This window comes from Rhizobium yanglingense, assembly GCF_977109285.1.
Genome location: NZ_CDSAWY010000002.1, coordinates 163,093 through 178,767 on the forward strand (window position 1 = coordinate 163,093; position 15,675 = coordinate 178,767).

At 61.2% G+C, this 15,675-nt stretch carries 12 protein-coding genes and 5 pseudogenes; 6 read left to right on the plus strand and 11 right to left on the minus strand.

The annotated features are described in order from the left end of the window. Positions 1-12: 12 nt before the first annotated feature. The 4 pseudogenes from ACW4PC_RS01965 to radA all read right to left on the minus strand — a co-directional run bounded on the left by ACW4PC_RS01965 (position 13) and on the right by radA (position 4,660). Positions 13-755: pseudogene (locus ACW4PC_RS01965) on the minus strand (SDR family NAD(P)-dependent oxidoreductase). Positions 756-848: 93 nt separating this feature from the next. Then, a pseudogene (gene purF / locus ACW4PC_RS01970) lies at positions 849-2,343 on the minus strand (amidophosphoribosyltransferase). A 173-nt stretch (positions 2,344-2,516) separates the two neighbouring features. Next, positions 2,517-3,156 (minus strand): annotated as a pseudogene (locus ACW4PC_RS01975) (CvpA family protein). Between the two features lie 80 nt (positions 3,157-3,236). Further along, positions 3,237-4,660: pseudogene (gene radA / locus ACW4PC_RS01980) on the minus strand (DNA repair protein RadA). 142 nt (positions 4,661-4,802) lie between these two features. Here radA and ACW4PC_RS01985 point away from each other — a divergent pair. Then, positions 4,803-5,432 carry a LysE family translocator gene (locus ACW4PC_RS01985; RefSeq protein WP_455872675.1) on the plus strand — a complete coding sequence of 210 codons (630 nt, stop codon included), beginning with the start codon at positions 4,803-4,805 and terminating at the stop codon, positions 5,430-5,432. An 8-nt stretch (positions 5,433-5,440) separates the two neighbouring features. On the opposite strand, the gene alr is transcribed toward ACW4PC_RS01985, so the two are convergent. Both alr and ACW4PC_RS01995 read right to left on the minus strand, forming a co-directional pair. Continuing rightward, positions 5,441-6,601, minus strand: a complete 1,161-nt coding sequence (gene alr, locus ACW4PC_RS01990; protein ID WP_455872676.1) for an alanine racemase — start codon at positions 6,599-6,601, stop codon at positions 5,441-5,443. Between the two features lie 106 nt (positions 6,602-6,707). Further along, positions 6,708-8,204, minus strand: a complete 1,497-nt coding sequence (locus tag ACW4PC_RS01995) for a replicative DNA helicase (protein WP_074060728.1) — start codon at positions 8,202-8,204, stop codon at positions 6,708-6,710. A gap of 316 nt (positions 8,205-8,520) precedes the next feature. Here ACW4PC_RS01995 and ACW4PC_RS02000 point away from each other — a divergent pair, with 316 nt between their 5' ends. Continuing rightward, positions 8,521-8,964 carry a MarR family winged helix-turn-helix transcriptional regulator gene (locus ACW4PC_RS02000; RefSeq protein ID WP_455872677.1) on the plus strand — a complete coding sequence of 148 codons (444 nt, stop codon included), beginning with the start codon at positions 8,521-8,523 and terminating at the stop codon, positions 8,962-8,964. 77 nt (positions 8,965-9,041) lie between these two features. On the opposite strand, the gene rplI is transcribed toward ACW4PC_RS02000, so the two are convergent. The 4 genes from rplI to rpsF all read right to left on the minus strand — a co-directional run bounded on the left by rplI (position 9,042) and on the right by rpsF (position 11,501). Further along, a complete protein-coding gene (gene rplI, locus ACW4PC_RS02005; protein WP_039844450.1) occupies positions 9,042-9,620 on the minus strand; it encodes a 50S ribosomal protein L9 in 579 nt (192 codons plus the stop codon). Positions 9,621-9,641: 21 nt separating this feature from the next. Beyond that, the gene (locus ACW4PC_RS02010; protein ID WP_455872936.1) at positions 9,642-10,616 is read right to left on the minus strand and encodes a DUF2232 domain-containing protein; all 975 of its coding nucleotides are present in this window, start codon (positions 10,614-10,616) and stop codon (positions 9,642-9,644) included. 161 nt (positions 10,617-10,777) lie between these two features. After that, positions 10,778-11,026: a 30S ribosomal protein S18 gene (rpsR, locus tag ACW4PC_RS02015; RefSeq protein ID WP_004680498.1), complete on the minus strand. Its 249-nt coding sequence runs from the start codon at positions 11,024-11,026 to the stop codon at positions 10,778-10,780. Between the two features lie 13 nt (positions 11,027-11,039). Further along, positions 11,040-11,501, minus strand: coding sequence for a 30S ribosomal protein S6 (gene rpsF, locus ACW4PC_RS02020; protein ID WP_039844451.1), 462 nt, complete (start codon positions 11,499-11,501; stop codon positions 11,040-11,042). A 326-nt stretch (positions 11,502-11,827) separates the two neighbouring features. Between rpsF and ACW4PC_RS02025 the strand changes: the two are divergent. Beyond that, positions 11,828-12,075 (plus strand): annotated as a pseudogene (locus tag ACW4PC_RS02025) (plasmid stabilization protein); the annotation flags it as partial. 67 nt (positions 12,076-12,142) lie between these two features. Here the strand turns inward: ACW4PC_RS02025 and ACW4PC_RS02030 are convergent. After that, positions 12,143-13,186 carry an aldo/keto reductase gene (locus tag ACW4PC_RS02030; RefSeq protein ID WP_455872678.1) on the minus strand — a complete coding sequence of 348 codons (1,044 nt, stop codon included), beginning with the start codon at positions 13,184-13,186 and terminating at the stop codon, positions 12,143-12,145. 200 nt (positions 13,187-13,386) lie between these two features. On the opposite strand from ACW4PC_RS02030, the gene fabD reads away from it, so the two are divergent. From fabD to ACW4PC_RS02045, 3 genes are all read left to right on the plus strand, one after another. Next, the gene (fabD, locus tag ACW4PC_RS02035) at positions 13,387-14,331 is read left to right on the plus strand and encodes an ACP S-malonyltransferase (RefSeq protein ID WP_455872679.1); all 945 of its coding nucleotides are present in this window, start codon (positions 13,387-13,389) and stop codon (positions 14,329-14,331) included. 30 nt (positions 14,332-14,361) lie between these two features. Further along, on the plus strand, positions 14,362-15,099 hold the full coding sequence (fabG, locus tag ACW4PC_RS02040) for a 3-oxoacyl-[acyl-carrier-protein] reductase (protein WP_455872680.1): 738 nt from the start codon (positions 14,362-14,364) through the stop codon (positions 15,097-15,099). A gap of 286 nt (positions 15,100-15,385) precedes the next feature. Beyond that, positions 15,386-15,622 carry an acyl carrier protein gene (locus ACW4PC_RS02045; protein ID WP_455872681.1) on the plus strand — a complete coding sequence of 79 codons (237 nt, stop codon included), beginning with the start codon at positions 15,386-15,388 and terminating at the stop codon, positions 15,620-15,622. The last annotated feature ends 53 nt before the right edge of the window (positions 15,623-15,675 follow it).

Sequence of the window (15,675 nt, forward strand, 5' to 3'; positions counted from 1 at the left end):
GGCCGGTAGCCCTTATTCCGGCAGCCGGTAATCTACAAGCCTGTTCTCGCGGACGATGAAGAGCTTGCCTGTTTCGGTTACATCCGGGCCGACGAGCGGCAGGATCGCCTTGGCGACTTCGGAAGGATGCGGCAGCGTCGCGGGATCTTCGCCGGGCACGGCCTGGGCGCGCATGGCGGTGCGGGTGGCGCCGGGATCGACACTGGTGATGCGAAGAGCCGTCGACCGGCTTTCGCCGGCCCAGGTGCGGGCGAGCGCTTCGACCGCGGCTTTCGACGCGGAGTAGGGGCCCCAGAAAGGCCGGCATTTGTGAGCGGCAGCAGAAGAAATGATCACGGCGCGGCCGGCGTGCGAGCGCGCCAGCAGCGGATCGACGGAGCGGATCAGCCGCCAGGTGGCCGTGACGTTGATGTTCATCACTTTCTCGAAGGTCTTTGCCTCGATATGGCCGATCGGCGAGATGACGCCGAGCACGCCGGCATTGGCAACGAGGATGTCGAGCTTGCCCCAGCGCTCGAAGATCGAGGCGCCGAGCGCGTCGATGGCGTTCATATCCGCAAGATCGAAAGGCACGAGTGTGGCCGCTGCCGCCCGACAGCCTTGATCGCGTCGTCAAGCTCCTCGAGCCCGCCGACCGTGCGGGCGCAGGCGATCACGTGGGCTCCGGCCTTTGCCAGTTCCAGCGCCGTGAAATAGCCGATGCCCCGCGATGCACCGGTGACGAGTGCGATGCGGTCTTTGAGGTCGATGGTCATGATCGTGTCGTCCGTGTCGGTTGCGCGCAAACGCATCCCACCCTAATGAGGGGAAGAGGGGGCGCCGGCGTTCATTCAGGTTTATGAAGTCCCTTAGCCGTTGCTGGCCATCACGGCGAGCTTGCGCACGTTGCTCGTGCTTTCCTTGTCGAGCAGGCGCGTCGGGTAGTCGCCGGTGAAATAGTGGTCGGTGAACTGCGGATTCTCGTTGTTGCGATCTTCCCCGCCGACCGCACGATAAAGCCCGTCGATCGAGAGGAATTCGAGAGAATCCGCGCCGATGTAATTCGCACATAGCCTTCAGGCTGTTGTACTGGTTGGCAAGCAGCTTGTCGGCGTCCGGCGTATCGATGCCATAGAAGTCCGGGAAATAGATCATCGGGCTTGCGACGCGGATATGGACTTCCTTCGCGCCTGCGTCGCGGATCATCTGGACGATCTTCAGCGAGGTGGTGCCGCGCACGATCGAATCGTCGACGAGGACGACGCGCTTGCCTTCGAATCATCGCCCGGTTGGCCGAATGCTTCAGTTTGACGCCGAAGGCGCGGATCTGCTGCGTCGGCTCGATGAAGGTACGGCCGACATAGTGGTTGCGGATGATGCCGTATTCGAAAGGAATGCCGCTTTGCTGAGCGTAACCGAGCGCTGCCGGCGTACCGCCGTCCGGAACCGGCACGACGACATCGGCATCGACCGGGGCTTCCTTGGCGAGATTGATGCCCATGTTCTTGCGGGCGACATAGATGCTGCGGCCGCCGACGACGGAGTCAGGGCGAGCGAAGTAAACAAATTCGAAGAGGCAGAGACGCTCCGGCTTCGGCGCTTCGGGCTTGCGCGCGTCGATGGTGATCGAGCCGTCCGGCTGGATTTCGCAGATGACGACTTCGCCGTTCTCGACGTCGCGGATGTATTTGGCGCCGATGATGTCGAGCGCACAGGTCTCCGAACAGAAGATCGGCTTGCCGTCGAGCTCGCCCATGACGAGTGGACGGATGCCGATCGGGTCGCGCGCGGCGATCAGCTTCGTGCGGGTCATGGCCAGCATCGAATAACCGCCTTCCATCTGGCGGATCGCATCGATGAAGCGGTCGGAGGAGGAGGCCTGCTTGGAGCGGGCGATCAGGTGGAGGACGACTTCGGTATCAGAGGTCGACTGACAGATGGCGCCGTCGGCAATCAGTTGACGGCGAAGCGTCAGGCCGTTGGTGAAGTTGCCGTTATGGGCGACAGCGATGCCACCGACTTCCAGTTCGGCAAAGAGCGGCTGGACGTTGCGGAGCGCCACTTCGCCCGTCGTCGAATAGCGCGTGTGGCCGATGGAGATGAAGCCTGGCAGCTTCGCGAGCGTTGCAGGATCGGTGTAGTGGTCGCCGACGAGCCCCATGCGCTTTTCGGTATGGAACTGGCTGGCCGTCGAAGGTGACGATACCGGCCGCTTCCTGTCCACGGTGCTGGAGGGCGTGAAGCCCGAGAGCCGTCAGCGTTGCTGCATCGGGATGGCCAAGAATGCCGAAGACGCCGCATTCCTCGTGGAGTGTATCTCCATCGAGTTCATCGTTGAGCGTGGAAGGAATGGGACTGGTTCATTGATGCGGGCCTTTGCTCTCACAAGAATGGATCGGCTTTTCCATAGCATGATGCCGGATTCAGGCATTTTAAACGGCGGGGGCCCGGCAGAGCAAATGCTCGGCCGGACCCTTATGTCACGTCCCGCTCAAATGGCAATTGCCACGCGGCAGGTCAAGCTGTTGAACACTGTGTCAATTCGACTGCGGTTGCGCGCCGCCCGACGGGGCTGCGCCACCTGCAGGCGCTGTATCATCCGCCGGGGCCTGTTCGCCGGCCGGTGCATTGCTGCCCTGCGTGCCTTCGGCCGGCGGCTGAACCTTCTCGAGCACGCTGGCTTTCACCATCTGTGCGAATTCCTCAGGCAGGACCGATTGCAGCTTTACGACCATCGAGTCAAGGAACGGCTTGGACTTGGCGTTGTTCACCCAAGCGGGCCGGTGATCGGCATCGACGAGCCAGTTCCAGAAGGCCACTGCCACGACGAGAAGCAGTATGCCGCGTGCCGCGCCGAAGAGGAAGCCGAAAGTGCGGTCGAGCGCGCCGATCCGGCTGTCGATGATGAAATCGGCAATCTTCATGGTGATGAACGAGATGACGATCAGCGCAATCAGGAACACGACGGCGGCGGAGCCGACGATCGCGATGCGGTCATCATCGGTGTACCTCTTCGCGTAAGGCAGCGAGGTACGGATAGAGATAGTAAGCAGCGGCAGCCGAGCCGCCCCAGCTTGCGATCGACAGCACCTCGCGCGAAAAGCCGCGGACCATCGCCAGAACGGCGGAGAATAGGACGACGCCGATGACAATACCGTCGAAAATCGTGATGGGCATATAAATTCAACTCCAGGACCGCCGCGTGGGTAATGCGGTTCGGTCGGGCCTCATTCGTGTGCATCCTATATCATCACCGTTTATGGCAATGAAAGGATCAAACCTCGTCTTCCACACGTCGTAGCGCACCTTTCGGATCCGGCAATGCGCACGACCAGATCCGGCAGGCTGTCGATCTCGCTCCAGCGTCCGCCCGAACCCTTCGGCAATTCGACGGATGCTGACGGAAGCAGCGCTGCGGAAAATCCCAGCTTCTCGGCTTCTTTGAGGCGCTGAGGCGGTATGCGCAACCGGACGAACGGCCCCCGACAGGCTGACTTCGCCGAAATAGACGCAATCGGCCGGCAGAGCAATACCGGCAAGCGAGGAAACCAATGCGGATGCGACGGCGAGATCAGCCGCCGGCTCGCTGATACGATAGCCGCCGGCGACATTCAAATAGACGTCATGCTGGCCGAGCCGAACGCCGCAATGGGCCTCGAGCACGGCAAGGATCATCGAAAGTCTGGCGGAATCCCAGCCGACCACGGCGCGGCGCGGCGTTCCGAGCGATGTCGGCGCCACCAGCGCCTGCACTTCGACGAGGATCGGGCGCGTTCCTTCCATGCCGGCGAAGACCGCCGCTCCCGGAGACTTTTCATTGCGCTCGCCAAGAAAAAGTTCAGATGGATTGCCGACCTCACGCAGGCCGCCGTCGGACATTTCGAAGACGCCGATCTCGTCGGTCGGCCCGAAGCGGTTCTTGACGGTGCGCAGGATGCGGTAGTGATGGCCGCGGTCACCTTCGAAGTAGAGCACGGCGTCGACCATGTGTTCCACCACCCGCGGACCGGCGATCTGGCCGTCCTTGGTGACGTGGCCGACGAGAACCATGGCCGCTCCCGTCTGCTTGGCGAAGCGGATCATCGACTGCACGCCGGTGCGCACCTGCGTGACCGTTCCGGGCGCCGATTCCGCCAGTTCGCTCCAGAGCGTCTGGATCGAGTCGATGATGACGAGGTCCGGCCGCTTGCCGTCGGCGAGCGTCGCGAGGATATCCTCGACATTGGTCTCTGCGGCAAGCATCACGTCGGTATCGGCCGCGCGCAGGCGCTGGGCGCGCAGCCGCACCTGCGCCACGGCCTCTTCGCCCGAGACGTAGATGATCTTGTGGCCGCGGCGCGAAAGCGCTGCCGCTGCCTGCATCAGCAGCGTCGACTTGCCAATGCCGGGATCGCCGCCGATCGAGCACCGCCGAGCCGCGCACGAAACCGCCGCCGAGCGCCCGGTCGAGTTCCGAGATGCCGGTATGGATGCGCGGCGCTTCTTCGATCTCGCCGGAAAGCGCCGTCAGCGTCACCGGGCGGCCCTTCTTCGGCGTCCTTGCCGGTCCGCCGCCAATCCCGCCCATCGGATCTTCTTCGACGATGGTGTTCCACTCGCCGCAGTTTTCACATTTGCCCGCCCAGCGGTTGTGGATCGTGCCGCAGCTCTGGCAGATGAATTGTGTCCTGGCCTTGGCCATCAATGGTGCTTTCGTCCATGAGCGCCGGCGCGCCCGAATTCAGATTTGCCCTAGATAATGGCCTGCGGGACCGATCAAAACTAATGATTTTCCCATCAGGCGCCCAAGTGGCAGCATGGAAGGATCATCCGACGGATCGCCAATGCTCGATTATTCGCTCGCCCACTGGATCGCCTTCTTCACCGCCGCCGTGCTTCTGAACCTGTCGCCGGGTCCGGATATGGCTTTTATCCTCGGCCATACGATCAAGAGCGGCACGCGTGCCGGCTTTTCGGCTGTCTTCGGCATCTGGACCGGCGCCTGCCTGCACGCGCTTCTCGCAGCCTTCGGCCTTTCGGCGGTCCTTGCCGCCTCTGCCGTTGCCTTCTCGGCAGTGAAGTGGATTGGTGCGATCTATCTCGTCTGGCTCGGCATCCAGGCCCTGCGGTCGAGCGGCGAAGGCGGCTTCGTCAAGGCGGAAAGGCTGGGCTCAGGACGGATCTACCGGCAGGGCGTGCTCGTTTCGCTGCTTAACCCGAAGGTTGCGATCTTCTTTCTCGCCTTCCTGCCGCAGTTCGTCGTCGAAGGCGCCGGGCCTGCCTGGCTACAGCTTTCCGTGCACGGTGGACTGATTATCGTCGTGGCCGCCTTCATAGAACCGCCGCTGATCCTGGCCGGAGGGCGGCTTGCCGATCTGATCAAACGCAACAGGAGGATTGGCCTCTGGCTCGATCGCGGGCTTGGCGCGCTGTTCGTTGCCCTCGGCGTGCGGCTGGCCCTGACAAGCCGCTGAGCCGGACCTCATTCTTCGCTGACGTATTTTCGCTCATACCGCAACCCGACGCTTGCCAGCATCTCGTAGCCGATCGTGCCTGCCGCCCGTGCCGCATCGTCAACGGGGATGTTCCTGCCGAAGAGCTCGATGTAATCGCCGGCACGGATGAGGTTTTCCGGTAGGTCGGTCACATCGAAGATGGAAAGGTCCATGGTGATGCGCCCGGCGACCGGCACGGTGTAGCCCTCAAAGAAGCCTTGGCCGCCCTGCGGCACGACTTGGCGAAGCGGGACGCCGCCGCTCGACTGGCTGCGCATGTAGCCGTCGGCATAACCAGCGGACACGATGGCGAGGCGGCTATCGCGGTCAAGCTTCAGCGCCCGGCCGTAACTCACGGATTCGCCAGCGCGCACGGTGCGGACCTGGATCACGCGGGCCTCCGCGGTCGCAACCGGCCGCATGGGGTTCGCCACGCCGCTCACCGCTTCGCCACCGTAGATGGCAATGCCGGGGCGCGTCAGGTCGAAATGATAATCCTCGCCGAGAAAGATGCCGCCGGATGCTGCGAGGCTTGATTCGATACCTTCATATGCGGCGCTAACCTTGCGGAATGATTCGAGCTGCTGCTTGTTCATCTGCGATGAAGGATCGTCGCCGCAGGCGAGATGGCTCATGACCAGAACCGGGGCGAAGCTGGCCGGGCGGGAGACGTCATTAGCCAGCGCAAGCGCTTCGTCGATATGAAGGCCGAGCCGGTTGAAGCCGGTGTCGACATGCAGCGCGCAAGGGTAATCGCCATACTCCGAAAGCACCGCCATCCAAAAGGCGAGCTGCTCCTCGGAGGAGATGACCGGCACGAGGTCGTTTTCAAAGAAGCGTCGTTCAGTGCCTAGCCAGATGCCGGCGAGCACGAAGATGCGCGCATCGGGCGCGTAGAGGCGCAGCGTCACGCCTTCATCGACCGTTGCGACGAAGAAGTCGCGGGCACCCGCGATGTAGAGCGCTTCCCCAGCGTCCTCGATGCCCATGCCATAGGCGTCGGCCTTCACGACCGCGGATGCGCGCGCCCTTTTGGAGCGCCGTGCCATGTCCCGCCAGTTTTCCGTCAGCGCAGTCAGGTCGACAGTCAGCCGCATGCCGGCGCAAGCAAACCTGTCTACTTCGGAGGCGGCGGAAATTTCAGTCATGAATCCACATAAAAAAATGGCCGGAGATTGAGTCTCCGGCCAGTCTAAAGGTCAATTTGGTCAATAGGAAGTCCGCCGCCGCACTGCAGCAAGAAATCGGAACTGCTCAGTGTTCCTCGTACTGAATGAAGGACGGGTCGGCGAGGTCGGCAAAGCGCGTGAACTCCGCCTGGAAGGCAAGCTTTACTGTGCCGGTCGGTCCGTGACGCTGCTTGGCGATGATGACGTCCGCCGTACCCTTCACCTTGTCGAACAGCGCTTCCCACTCCGCATATTTCGGATCGGCCGGATCGCGGGGTTCCATGTTCTTGACGTAATATTCCTCGCGGAACACGAAGAGCACGACGTCGGCGTCCTGCTCGATCGAGCCCGATTCACGCAGGTCGGAGAGCTGCGGGCGCTTGTCGTCGCGGCTTTCGACCTGACGCGAAAGCTGTGACAGCGCGATGATCGGAACGTTCAGTTCCTTGCCGAGGGCTTTCAGGCCGGTGGTGATCTGGGTGATTTCCTGGACGCGGTTCTCGTTCGACTTACCCGAGCCGGTCATCAGCTGCACGTAGTCGACGACCAGCACGTCGAGGCCGCGCTGGCGCTTGAGCCGCCGGGCGCGGGCGGCAAGCTGGGCGATGGAGATGCCGCCGGTCTGGTCGATGTAGAGCGGCACCTTCTGCATCATCATCGAGCAGGCGACGAGTTTTTCGAAGTCCGCGTCGTTGATGTCGCCGCGGCGGATTTTCGAGGAGGAGACTTCCGTCTGCTCGGAGATGATGCGGGTGGCGAGCTGTTCCGACGACATTTCGAGCGAGTAGAAGCCGACGACGCCACCGTTCTTCGCCTTCATGCTGCCGTCGGATTGGACTTCGCCCTCATAGGCGGCGGCGATATTGTAGGCGATATTGGTTGCAAGCGAGGTCTTGCCCATGCCCGGGCGTCCGGCAAGGATAATCAAGTCGGAGCGCTGCAGTCCGCCCATCTTCGAATCGAGCGAATGGATGCCGGTCGAAATGCCCGAGAGGCCGCCGTCGCGCTCCTTGGCGACTGCCGCCATGTCGATCGCCAGCGCCACGGCGTCGTTGAAGGCCTGGAAGCCGCCGTCATAGCGGCCGTTTTCGGCAAGCTCGAAGAGGCGGCGTTCGGTATCTTCGATCTGCGTCTGAGGCGGCATGTCGAGCGGCGCGTCATAGGCGATGTTGACCATGTCCTCGCCAATAGTAATCAGCGCCCGGCGCAGCGCCAGATCGTAGATCGCCCGCCCGTAGTCCTCGGCGTTGATGATTGTCACGGCTTCGCGGGCAAGGCGCGCGAGATATTCGGAGACCGTCATGTCGCCGACCTTCTCGTCGGCCTTCAGGAAGGTCTTGATCGTCACTGGATTGGCGATCTTGCCCATACGGATGATGTCGCCCGCGACCTCGAAAATCTTGCGGTGGAGCGGTTCATAAAGATGGATCGGCTTCAGGAAGTCGGACACCCGGTAATAGGCGTCGTTGTTCATTAGGATGGCACCCAGAAGCGCCTGCTCGGCTTCGATGTTGTTAGGTGCTTCGCGGTAGTGCTGCTCTGCTGGAGCAACGGCGGCAATCTTTCGCGCGGCGTCGTTCATCTTGATCCGTTCTGTCTTTTCCGTTCCCGGATGTGAAGGCTCGCCAAGGCAAATGCAAGTGCAGCTCAGCAACAGCCTTGGGCCTGTCGTGAAATCCGTAACGCTTTGCACATTGTTCGACTTCTCCACAGCGCTGATGGCCGCCTGGGAGAAAATATTGCCGATGTCACCTTGAGGACACGGCATAAAGACCGCGACTTATTCCAACCGATAATATTTTAGCCTGAATGCCTCGAGCGTGGCACTTGAAAAGACCTCTGAACTCGATTAGACAGAGGAAATATAATTAGTGCGCTAACTAAATAATGGGGAATTTATGGGGAATATGCTTCTCAGGCGGGAACTCATTGAGGACATCGCTGCGTTCACCCGAAAATTGAGAGCGACGTTTGATTCCCTGGTGCGTGAGAGAAACATGACACTGCCGCGCGCGCGAGTCTTTTTTACGCTCAACAAGAAGGACGGCATCAATCAGCGAGAACTGGCCGAACGGCTGGAACTCGAAACGCCGACGCTGGTCCGGATCCTGGACGCAATGGAGGCGCAAGGCTTCCTGGAACGCCGTGTCGCCGGTTCCGATCGCCGCGCCAAGGAGATCTACATGACGGATGCGGGAAGGGTCGTCGCCGGCGAGGTCGAGGATCTTGCCGCAGACGTGCGCGCCCGGGTCGTCGCCGGCATTTCCGAAAGTGACTTGAGGACGACGCTGAGCGTCATCCGCGCCATGCAGGCAAACCTGCTGGCAGTTCGGGGGCAATGAGAACCGCGGCCAACTGACAAACGCAAGAAGCCCGGCCTGGAGCCGGGCTTCTGCTTTGTGAAGGAAGCGTGCGAAGCTTATGCTTCGTCTTCGGCGTTGCCGTCGGCATCCGGATCGAAGAAGTCTTCCGCACGAAGGGCGTCTTCATCAACGCCGTAGATCGCGTCGACGGAGGTGAGCGTCTCGCCCTTTGCCTGGCGCTCGGCTTCGTCGGCGGAGCGGGCAACGTTGAGATTGACGTGGATTTCGACTTCGGCGTGAAGCTGCAGTTCGACCTTGTGGATACCGATCGCCTTGATCGGCGTGTTCAGGTGAACCTGGTTGCGGCCGATGTTGAAGCCTTCGGCGGCCAGGATTTCAACGACGTCGCGGGCGGCAACCGAGCCGTAGAGCTGGCCGGTTTCGCCGGCAGAGCGAACGACGATGAAGGACTTGCCGTTAAGCACGTCGGCGACCTTCTGGGCCTCCGACTTGCGCTCGAGGTTGCGGGCTTCGAGCGTTGCGCGTTCGGATTCGAAACGGGCCTTGTTGGCGGCGTTGGCGCGCAGTGCCTTGCCGAGCGGCAGGAGATAGTTGCGTGCAAAGCCGTCGCGAACCTTGACGGTTTCGCCCATCTGGCCGAGCTTGGAGATGCGTTCGAGAAGAATGACTTCCATCTTCGTTTTCCTTTCGTGTCTCTAGGTTTTCTTGTCTGTGGATTGAGGGGCATCGGCATTCTTGTTCGGGGTCAGGGCAATCGCCTTGCGCGTATCGGACAGACCGACGACAAGAATGAAAAAAGCTGGCAGCATCAGTACGAGCGATGCCAGGTAGCAGAGGACGAGCGCCGGCAGGCGCCAGTCCTTGCCGCGCGTGCGAAAATGCAGCGCGGCGAAGCCGGAAAGCAGGAAGCCGGCGCCAAAGGTGCCGACGACAGTTGCTCCGATCATCGCCGGAACGCCGCCGAAGAAGGTGGCGGCAAGACCAGCGAGGAAGACGAAGATCGCGTTGCGGTTCATGCGCAGCGCGGACGGAATGTCCTCGCGCGGGCGAAGCGCGCGGCCGGACGCATTCACGATGCGTGCCGCGATATAGTAGGCCGCAAACAGCATCAGCACCCACATCGCGCCCTGAATGGCGGGCAGCATCAGGAGCAGCAGCGACTTGGTCTGAGCGGTGGCCGTGTCAGTGAACGTGAAATCCGGCTGCTGCTGCGCAAAGGAACCGAAAAGTGCATCGACCATCTGGCCGATAAGTTCCGGGCCATAGCCGATCATGTAGCCGGTCACGATGACGGCAAGCGTCACCAGGCCGCAGAGATGCAGCAGGATGTCGGAGAGCGGATACCAGGCCGTCAGGTGTTCCGGGCCGCCGAGCTCGGCGGCGGGGCGGGCAAGGTTTGCCAGGTGGCTGATCCAGCCGGCGGGAATGAGCGTCACCAGTGTCATCATCAGCGCGAAAGCCGGAGAGCCGGCCACAGCACCGAAGGCGGCAGCGGTGACGACGGCAGAGATTGCCGCGGCATTGCCCCAGCCGAGACCCACGAGAAGGATGGGCAGGGCGGAAGCGGCGTAAAGCAGGGCGCTGAACGACAACTGGAGGCTCGCGCCGAGCGCCAGGAGCGCGGCGGTCAATCCGGCGAGTGCGCCGGTCAGCAGCCTCTTGAAGTTCATTTTGGTCACGTCGCTGTCCTGCTTCATCAAGCAGTTAGAGGAGTATCCTGAATCAAGTTCAGGAAAACCCGCCTCAACATGGGTTTTCAGGGTTCCGATCCGCGCCCACCGCGGAAGGGATGCGACCCTCTGGTTTGGGACCAGAGGGCCGCGATAGCAAATTAGGCTACGACGTACGGCAGCAGGCCGAGGAAGCGGGCGCGCTTGATCGCCTGGGCGAGTTCGCGCTGCTTCTTCTGCGAAACAGCCGTGATGCGGGACGGAACGATCTTGCCGCGCTCGGAAATGTAACGCTGCAGAAGACGGACGTCCTTGTAGTCGATCCGCGGAGCATTCGCGCCCGAGAACGGGCAGGTCTTGCGGCGGCGGTGGAACGGGCGGCGGACCGGAGCGGAGGAAGCTTCAGACATATCTCAAATCTCCTTATACGCGGTCTTCGCGCGGACGGCGCGGACGGTCTTCACGGTCGCCGAAGCCACCTTCACGCGGCGGGCGCGGGCCACGGTCGAAACCGCCTTCGCGCGGGCCACGGGCGCCGTCACGCGGGCCGCGGTCGTCGCGGTCGCGCTTCTGCATCATGGCAGACGGGCCTTCTTCGTGCTTTTCGACCGCGAGCGTCATGTAACGCAGAACATCTTCGCTGATGCGCATCTGGCGTTCCATTTCTTGGACGGCAGCTGGCGGTGCATCGATGTCCATCAGGGCGTAGTGAGCCTTGCGGTTCTTCTTGATGCGGTAGGTGAGGGACTTAAGACCCCAGTTTTCGATGCGCCCGACTTTGCCGCCGTTAGCTTCGATCACGCCCTTGTACTGTTCTACGAGGGCATCGACCTGCTGAGCGGAAATATCCTGCCGGGCAAGGAATACATGTTCATAAAGAGCCATGACAGCTTTGCCTTTCTTGCGTTGGTTCAACCCGATATTCGGCGGCTAAGCCTCAACGACTGCTCCCGATTGGGCTGAACCCAGGCAAGAAAAGCGTTTCCGAGACGGTCGAGAGCGGAGACACGGGAGGCTGGAACGCTTCCGTTCCGAACGATTTCCAAAGAAACCGGCCCTCCGTTCAGCCACCAGCCAGAAGACCGGGTTTGCGAACAGGGGCGCTTATACGGATTTTTCGGCGAAAGGCAAGCGTTCGGATACAATTAAGCAGGGCCATCTTGCCGTTTACAGTGATCTTGAGGGCAAATTCTGCATATGTCAGAAAGGAGTTGTCCACGGCTAAACCTCGGCTTTTCGCTCGCAGCGCCAAGCCCATAATCTTGTCCACGGGCTTGCGCACCGTGAAAACCGTTCTATCGCCGATATAGTCGTGATCGCTTTCGAATGCGATGAGATCCGACAGGCCAGGCGGGAACCCGCCCCGGCTTTCTATAAGGGCGTGGCCGAAAGGCATGCGACAGGCACCGACCTGGAAGCGGTCTTCAAGGAAGGGCGCAGTCTTCACCAGGGTATAGACTTTAATTCTCCGCAGCGCTGGAAACAGATGTTCCGGGCTTGCTTTATCCGAAGTCCCGTAGCGCTCGTCACAGCGGCATCGGATACTGCCGGTGGACCTTTTCGATCTCGGAGAGGACGTCGTTCGAGAGTTTCACCTCGACGGCGCTCAGATCGATCTTCAGCTGCTCCATCGTCGTTGCGCCGATGATGACGGAGGTCATGAAGCGGCGGGTGAGGCAGAAGGCAAGCGCCATGGCTGCCGGATCAAGCCCGTGCCTCGCTGCAATCTCGACAAAGGCCCTGGTGGGCGCTTCCTGCAGCGGCTGCAACCGGCCGCCGAGATCGCCGTTGATCGTAGCGCGCGATCCTTCTGGCCTGACGCCATCGAGATATTTTCCGGTGAGCAGGCCAGCCGCAAGCGGCGAATAGGCGAGCAGGCCGACATCCTCGTGATGCGACAGTTCCGCCATGTCCAGGTCGAAGTGGCGGTAGAGCAGGCTGTATTCATTCTGGATGCTGGCGACGCGTGGAAGGCCCTTCTGCTCGGAGAGCGTCAGGTATTTCTGCGTGCCCCACGCAGTTTCATTGGACAGGCCGACGGCGCGCACCTTGCCTTCCTTCACGAGCATATCCATCGTCTCGAGGATATCGGTGATGTTGGCGACCGCCTTTGCCCGATCCTGCTTGAAGGGGTCGTAATGCCAGTTCTGCCGGAAGTGGAAATGCCCACGGCTCGGCCAATGGATTTGGTAGAGATCGATGTAATCGGTCTGCAGCCGCTTGAGGCTCGCTTCGACGGCAAGCTTGATATTCTTGGCGTCGGCACCTTCGCCGCCCCGGATATAGGAGCGTCCGGGCCCCGCGACCTTTGTCGCCAGCACGATGTCGTTGCGCTTGCCGGTCGTTGCGAACCAGCTGCCGATATAGTCCTCGGTGCGCCCCTGTGTTTCCGCCGAAACGGGAGTTGTCGGGTAAAGCTCGGCGGTATCGAAGAAGTTGACGCCTTTCTCGACGGCGTCATCCATCTGCTCGTGCGCTTCGGTTTCAGTGTTCTGCGTGCCCCACGTCATGGTGCCGAGGCAGATTTGCGAAACGGAAATATCGGTGCGGCCTAATCTATTAAACTTCATTGGAACCTTGAAAACGGATGAGCGGAGGTAGCCGGGGAGGGCGGCGCAAATTTAGGCGCGAATTGACCAAGCGCAAGGAAAAAATCGCGGCTTTTCGCGCCTGCAAAGGCTCTAGAGACCCTGGCAGCGCTATTGACTCTGCCCGCAAGAACGTCAATTGGAGGCGAAATAGTCCAAGTTGACATAATAAGGGACATTAGATGACCGTCGCTTTCACATTTCCCGGCCAGGGAAGCCAGGCCGTGGGCATGGGCAAGGAACTCGCGGAAAATTTTTCCGAGGCCCGTTCCGTCTTCGAAGAGGTTGACGATGCGCTCGGCGAAAAGCTTTCAACAATCATGTTCGAAGGGCCGGAAGACACGCTGACGCTGACGGCCAATGCCCAGCCGGCGCTGATGGCGGTATCGCTTGCGGTGGTCCGTGTCCTTCAGGCGAAGGGTCTCGACCCCAAGCCGAAGGTGTCCTACGTTGCCGGTCATTCGCTCGGCGAATATTCCGCACTCTGTGCCGCCGGCACCTTCTCACTCGCCGAAACCGCGCGTCTACTGCGTATTCGTGGCAACGCCATGCAGGCTGCCGTTCCTGTCGGCGTTGGTGCCATGGCGGCGATCATCGGGCTGGAACATGCCGATGTCGTGGCCGTTTGCGAAGCTGCTTCGGCCGCTGGTGCCTGCCAGATCGCCAACGATAACGGCGGCGGCCAGATCGTCATCTCCGGCGAAAAGGCCGCGGTCGAAAAGGGCGCGGCACTGGCAACCGAGAAGGGCGCCAAGCGTGCGATCCTTCTACCGGTTTCCGCTCCTTTTCACTCCTCACTGATGGCGCCGGCTGCCGAGGCGATGCGCGAAGCGCTCGCGGGCGTTTCAAAGTCCAACCCGGTCGTGCCACTGATCGCCAACGTTCGCGCCGCGCCGGTGACAGACGCCGATGAGATTGCCAGGCTCCTCGTCGAGCAGGTCACCGGCCAGGTCCGCTGGCGCGAAACGGTGGAATGGTTTGCCGCAAACAATGTCACGACGCTTTATGAACTCGGCTCCGGTAAGGTGCTGACCGGCCTTGCGCGCCGCATCGACAAGACGGTGAACGGCATTGCCGTCAATACGCCCGCCGATATCGACGTGGCCGTCGCCGCCCTCATGGCCTGATTGGTTTCACCAGATATAAGGAACGCATCCATGCTCGATCTTTCCGGCCGCAAGGCGCTCGTCACCGGTGCATCCGGCGGTATCGGCGAGGAAATCGCCCGCATTCTCCACAAACAGGGCGCCGTCGTCGGCCTTCACGGCACGCGCGTCGAAAAGCTCGAAGCGCTGGCAAACGAGCTTGGCGACCGCGTCAAGATATTCCCGGCGAACCTCTCCGACCGTGACGAGGTCAAGGAACTCGGCGTCAAGGCCGAAGCCGAGCTCGAGGGCGTCGATATTCTGGTGAACAACGCAGGCATCACCAAGGATGGCCTCTTCGTGCGGATGAGCGACGAGGACTGGGATAACGTCATCGAGGTCAACCTGACAGCGATGTTCCGCCTGACGCGCGAGCTGACGCATCCGATGATGCGCCGTCGCTACGGCCGCATCATAAACATCACCTCGGTGGTCGGTGTCACCGGCAACCCGGGTCAGGCGAACTACTGCGCCTCCAAGGCCGGCATGATCGGCTTCACCAAGTCGCTCGCCCAGGAGATCGCGACCCGCAACGTGACCGTCAATTGCGTCGCGCCGGGCTTCATCGAATCCGCCATGACCGGCAAGCTGAACGACAAGCAGAAGGAAGCGATCATGGGCGCAATCCCGATGAAGCGCATGGGCACGGGTGGCGAAGTGGCGTCCGCCGTTGCCTATCTCGCCTCCTCCGAAGCCGCCTATATGACGGGTCAGACGCTGCACGTAAACGGCGGCATGGCCATGATCTGAAACAGAAACTGGTCCTGTTTGCGTTTTTCGGCGGAATAGCGTGTTGAGCAATGGAACAGGGTTGATTTTCAGGCTTTGCGGCAGACATAAACCGTGTTAAGCGGGCCATGACTGTCACAGTCGTTCCGGGAAACAAGGCGGACCGGCGGGCGTTTTGCCAGCGGGGAACATCTTAGAGAGCCGGGCTAACGAGTTTGCTGAAAGTGCCGAGAAGGCGCCGAAGGCTGAACCAGGGTAGGGATGCCGGTAGGCATTCTCATCAGGATATAAGGTCGAGGAAACCGACATGAGCGATATCGCAGAACGCGTAAAGAAAATTGTTATTGATCATCTTGGCGTCGATGCCGAGAAGGTTGTCGAAAGCGCCAGCTTTATCGACGATCTGGGTGCTGACTTGCTCGACACGGTCGAACTGGTCATGGCCTTCGAAGAAGAATTTGGCGTAGAAATTCCGGACGACGCAGCAGACTCGATCCTCACGGTCGGCGACGCAGTAAAGTTCATTGAAAAGGCCCAGGCTTAATCCTGTGCGATTTTCAAAGGGCGGGCCATGAGTCCGCCCTTTTTGTTTGTGCA

What these genes read in the sequence shown, in the direction of transcription:
- ACW4PC_RS01985 (WP_455872675.1), top strand. Translation starts at nt 4,803, where the DNA reads ATGCTCGATTATTCGCTCGCCCACTGGATCGCCTTCTTCACCGCCGCC.
- alr (WP_455872676.1), bottom strand. Translation starts at nt 6,601, where the DNA reads ATGACTGAAATTTCCGCCGCCTCCGAAGTAGACAGGTTTGCTTGCGCC.
- ACW4PC_RS01995 (WP_074060728.1), bottom strand. Translation starts at nt 8,204, where the DNA reads ATGAACGACGCCGCGCGAAAGATTGCCGCCGTTGCTCCAGCAGAGCAG.
- ACW4PC_RS02000 (WP_455872677.1), top strand. Translation starts at nt 8,521, where the DNA reads ATGGGGAATATGCTTCTCAGGCGGGAACTCATTGAGGACATCGCTGCG.
- rplI (WP_039844450.1), bottom strand. Translation starts at nt 9,620, where the DNA reads ATGGAAGTCATTCTTCTCGAACGCATCTCCAAGCTCGGCCAGATGGGC.
- ACW4PC_RS02010 (WP_455872936.1), bottom strand. Translation starts at nt 10,616, where the DNA reads ATGAACTTCAAGAGGCTGCTGACCGGCGCACTCGCCGGATTGACCGCC.
- rpsR (WP_004680498.1), bottom strand. Translation starts at nt 11,026, where the DNA reads ATGTCTGAAGCTTCCTCCGCTCCGGTCCGCCGCCCGTTCCACCGCCGC.
- rpsF (WP_039844451.1), bottom strand. Translation starts at nt 11,501, where the DNA reads ATGGCTCTTTATGAACATGTATTCCTTGCCCGGCAGGATATTTCCGCT.
- ACW4PC_RS02030 (WP_455872678.1), bottom strand. Translation starts at nt 13,186, where the DNA reads ATGAAGTTTAATAGATTAGGCCGCACCGATATTTCCGTTTCGCAAATC.
- fabD (WP_455872679.1), top strand. Translation starts at nt 13,387, where the DNA reads ATGACCGTCGCTTTCACATTTCCCGGCCAGGGAAGCCAGGCCGTGGGC.
- fabG (WP_455872680.1), top strand. Translation starts at nt 14,362, where the DNA reads ATGCTCGATCTTTCCGGCCGCAAGGCGCTCGTCACCGGTGCATCCGGC.
- ACW4PC_RS02045 (WP_455872681.1), top strand. Translation starts at nt 15,386, where the DNA reads ATGAGCGATATCGCAGAACGCGTAAAGAAAATTGTTATTGATCATCTT.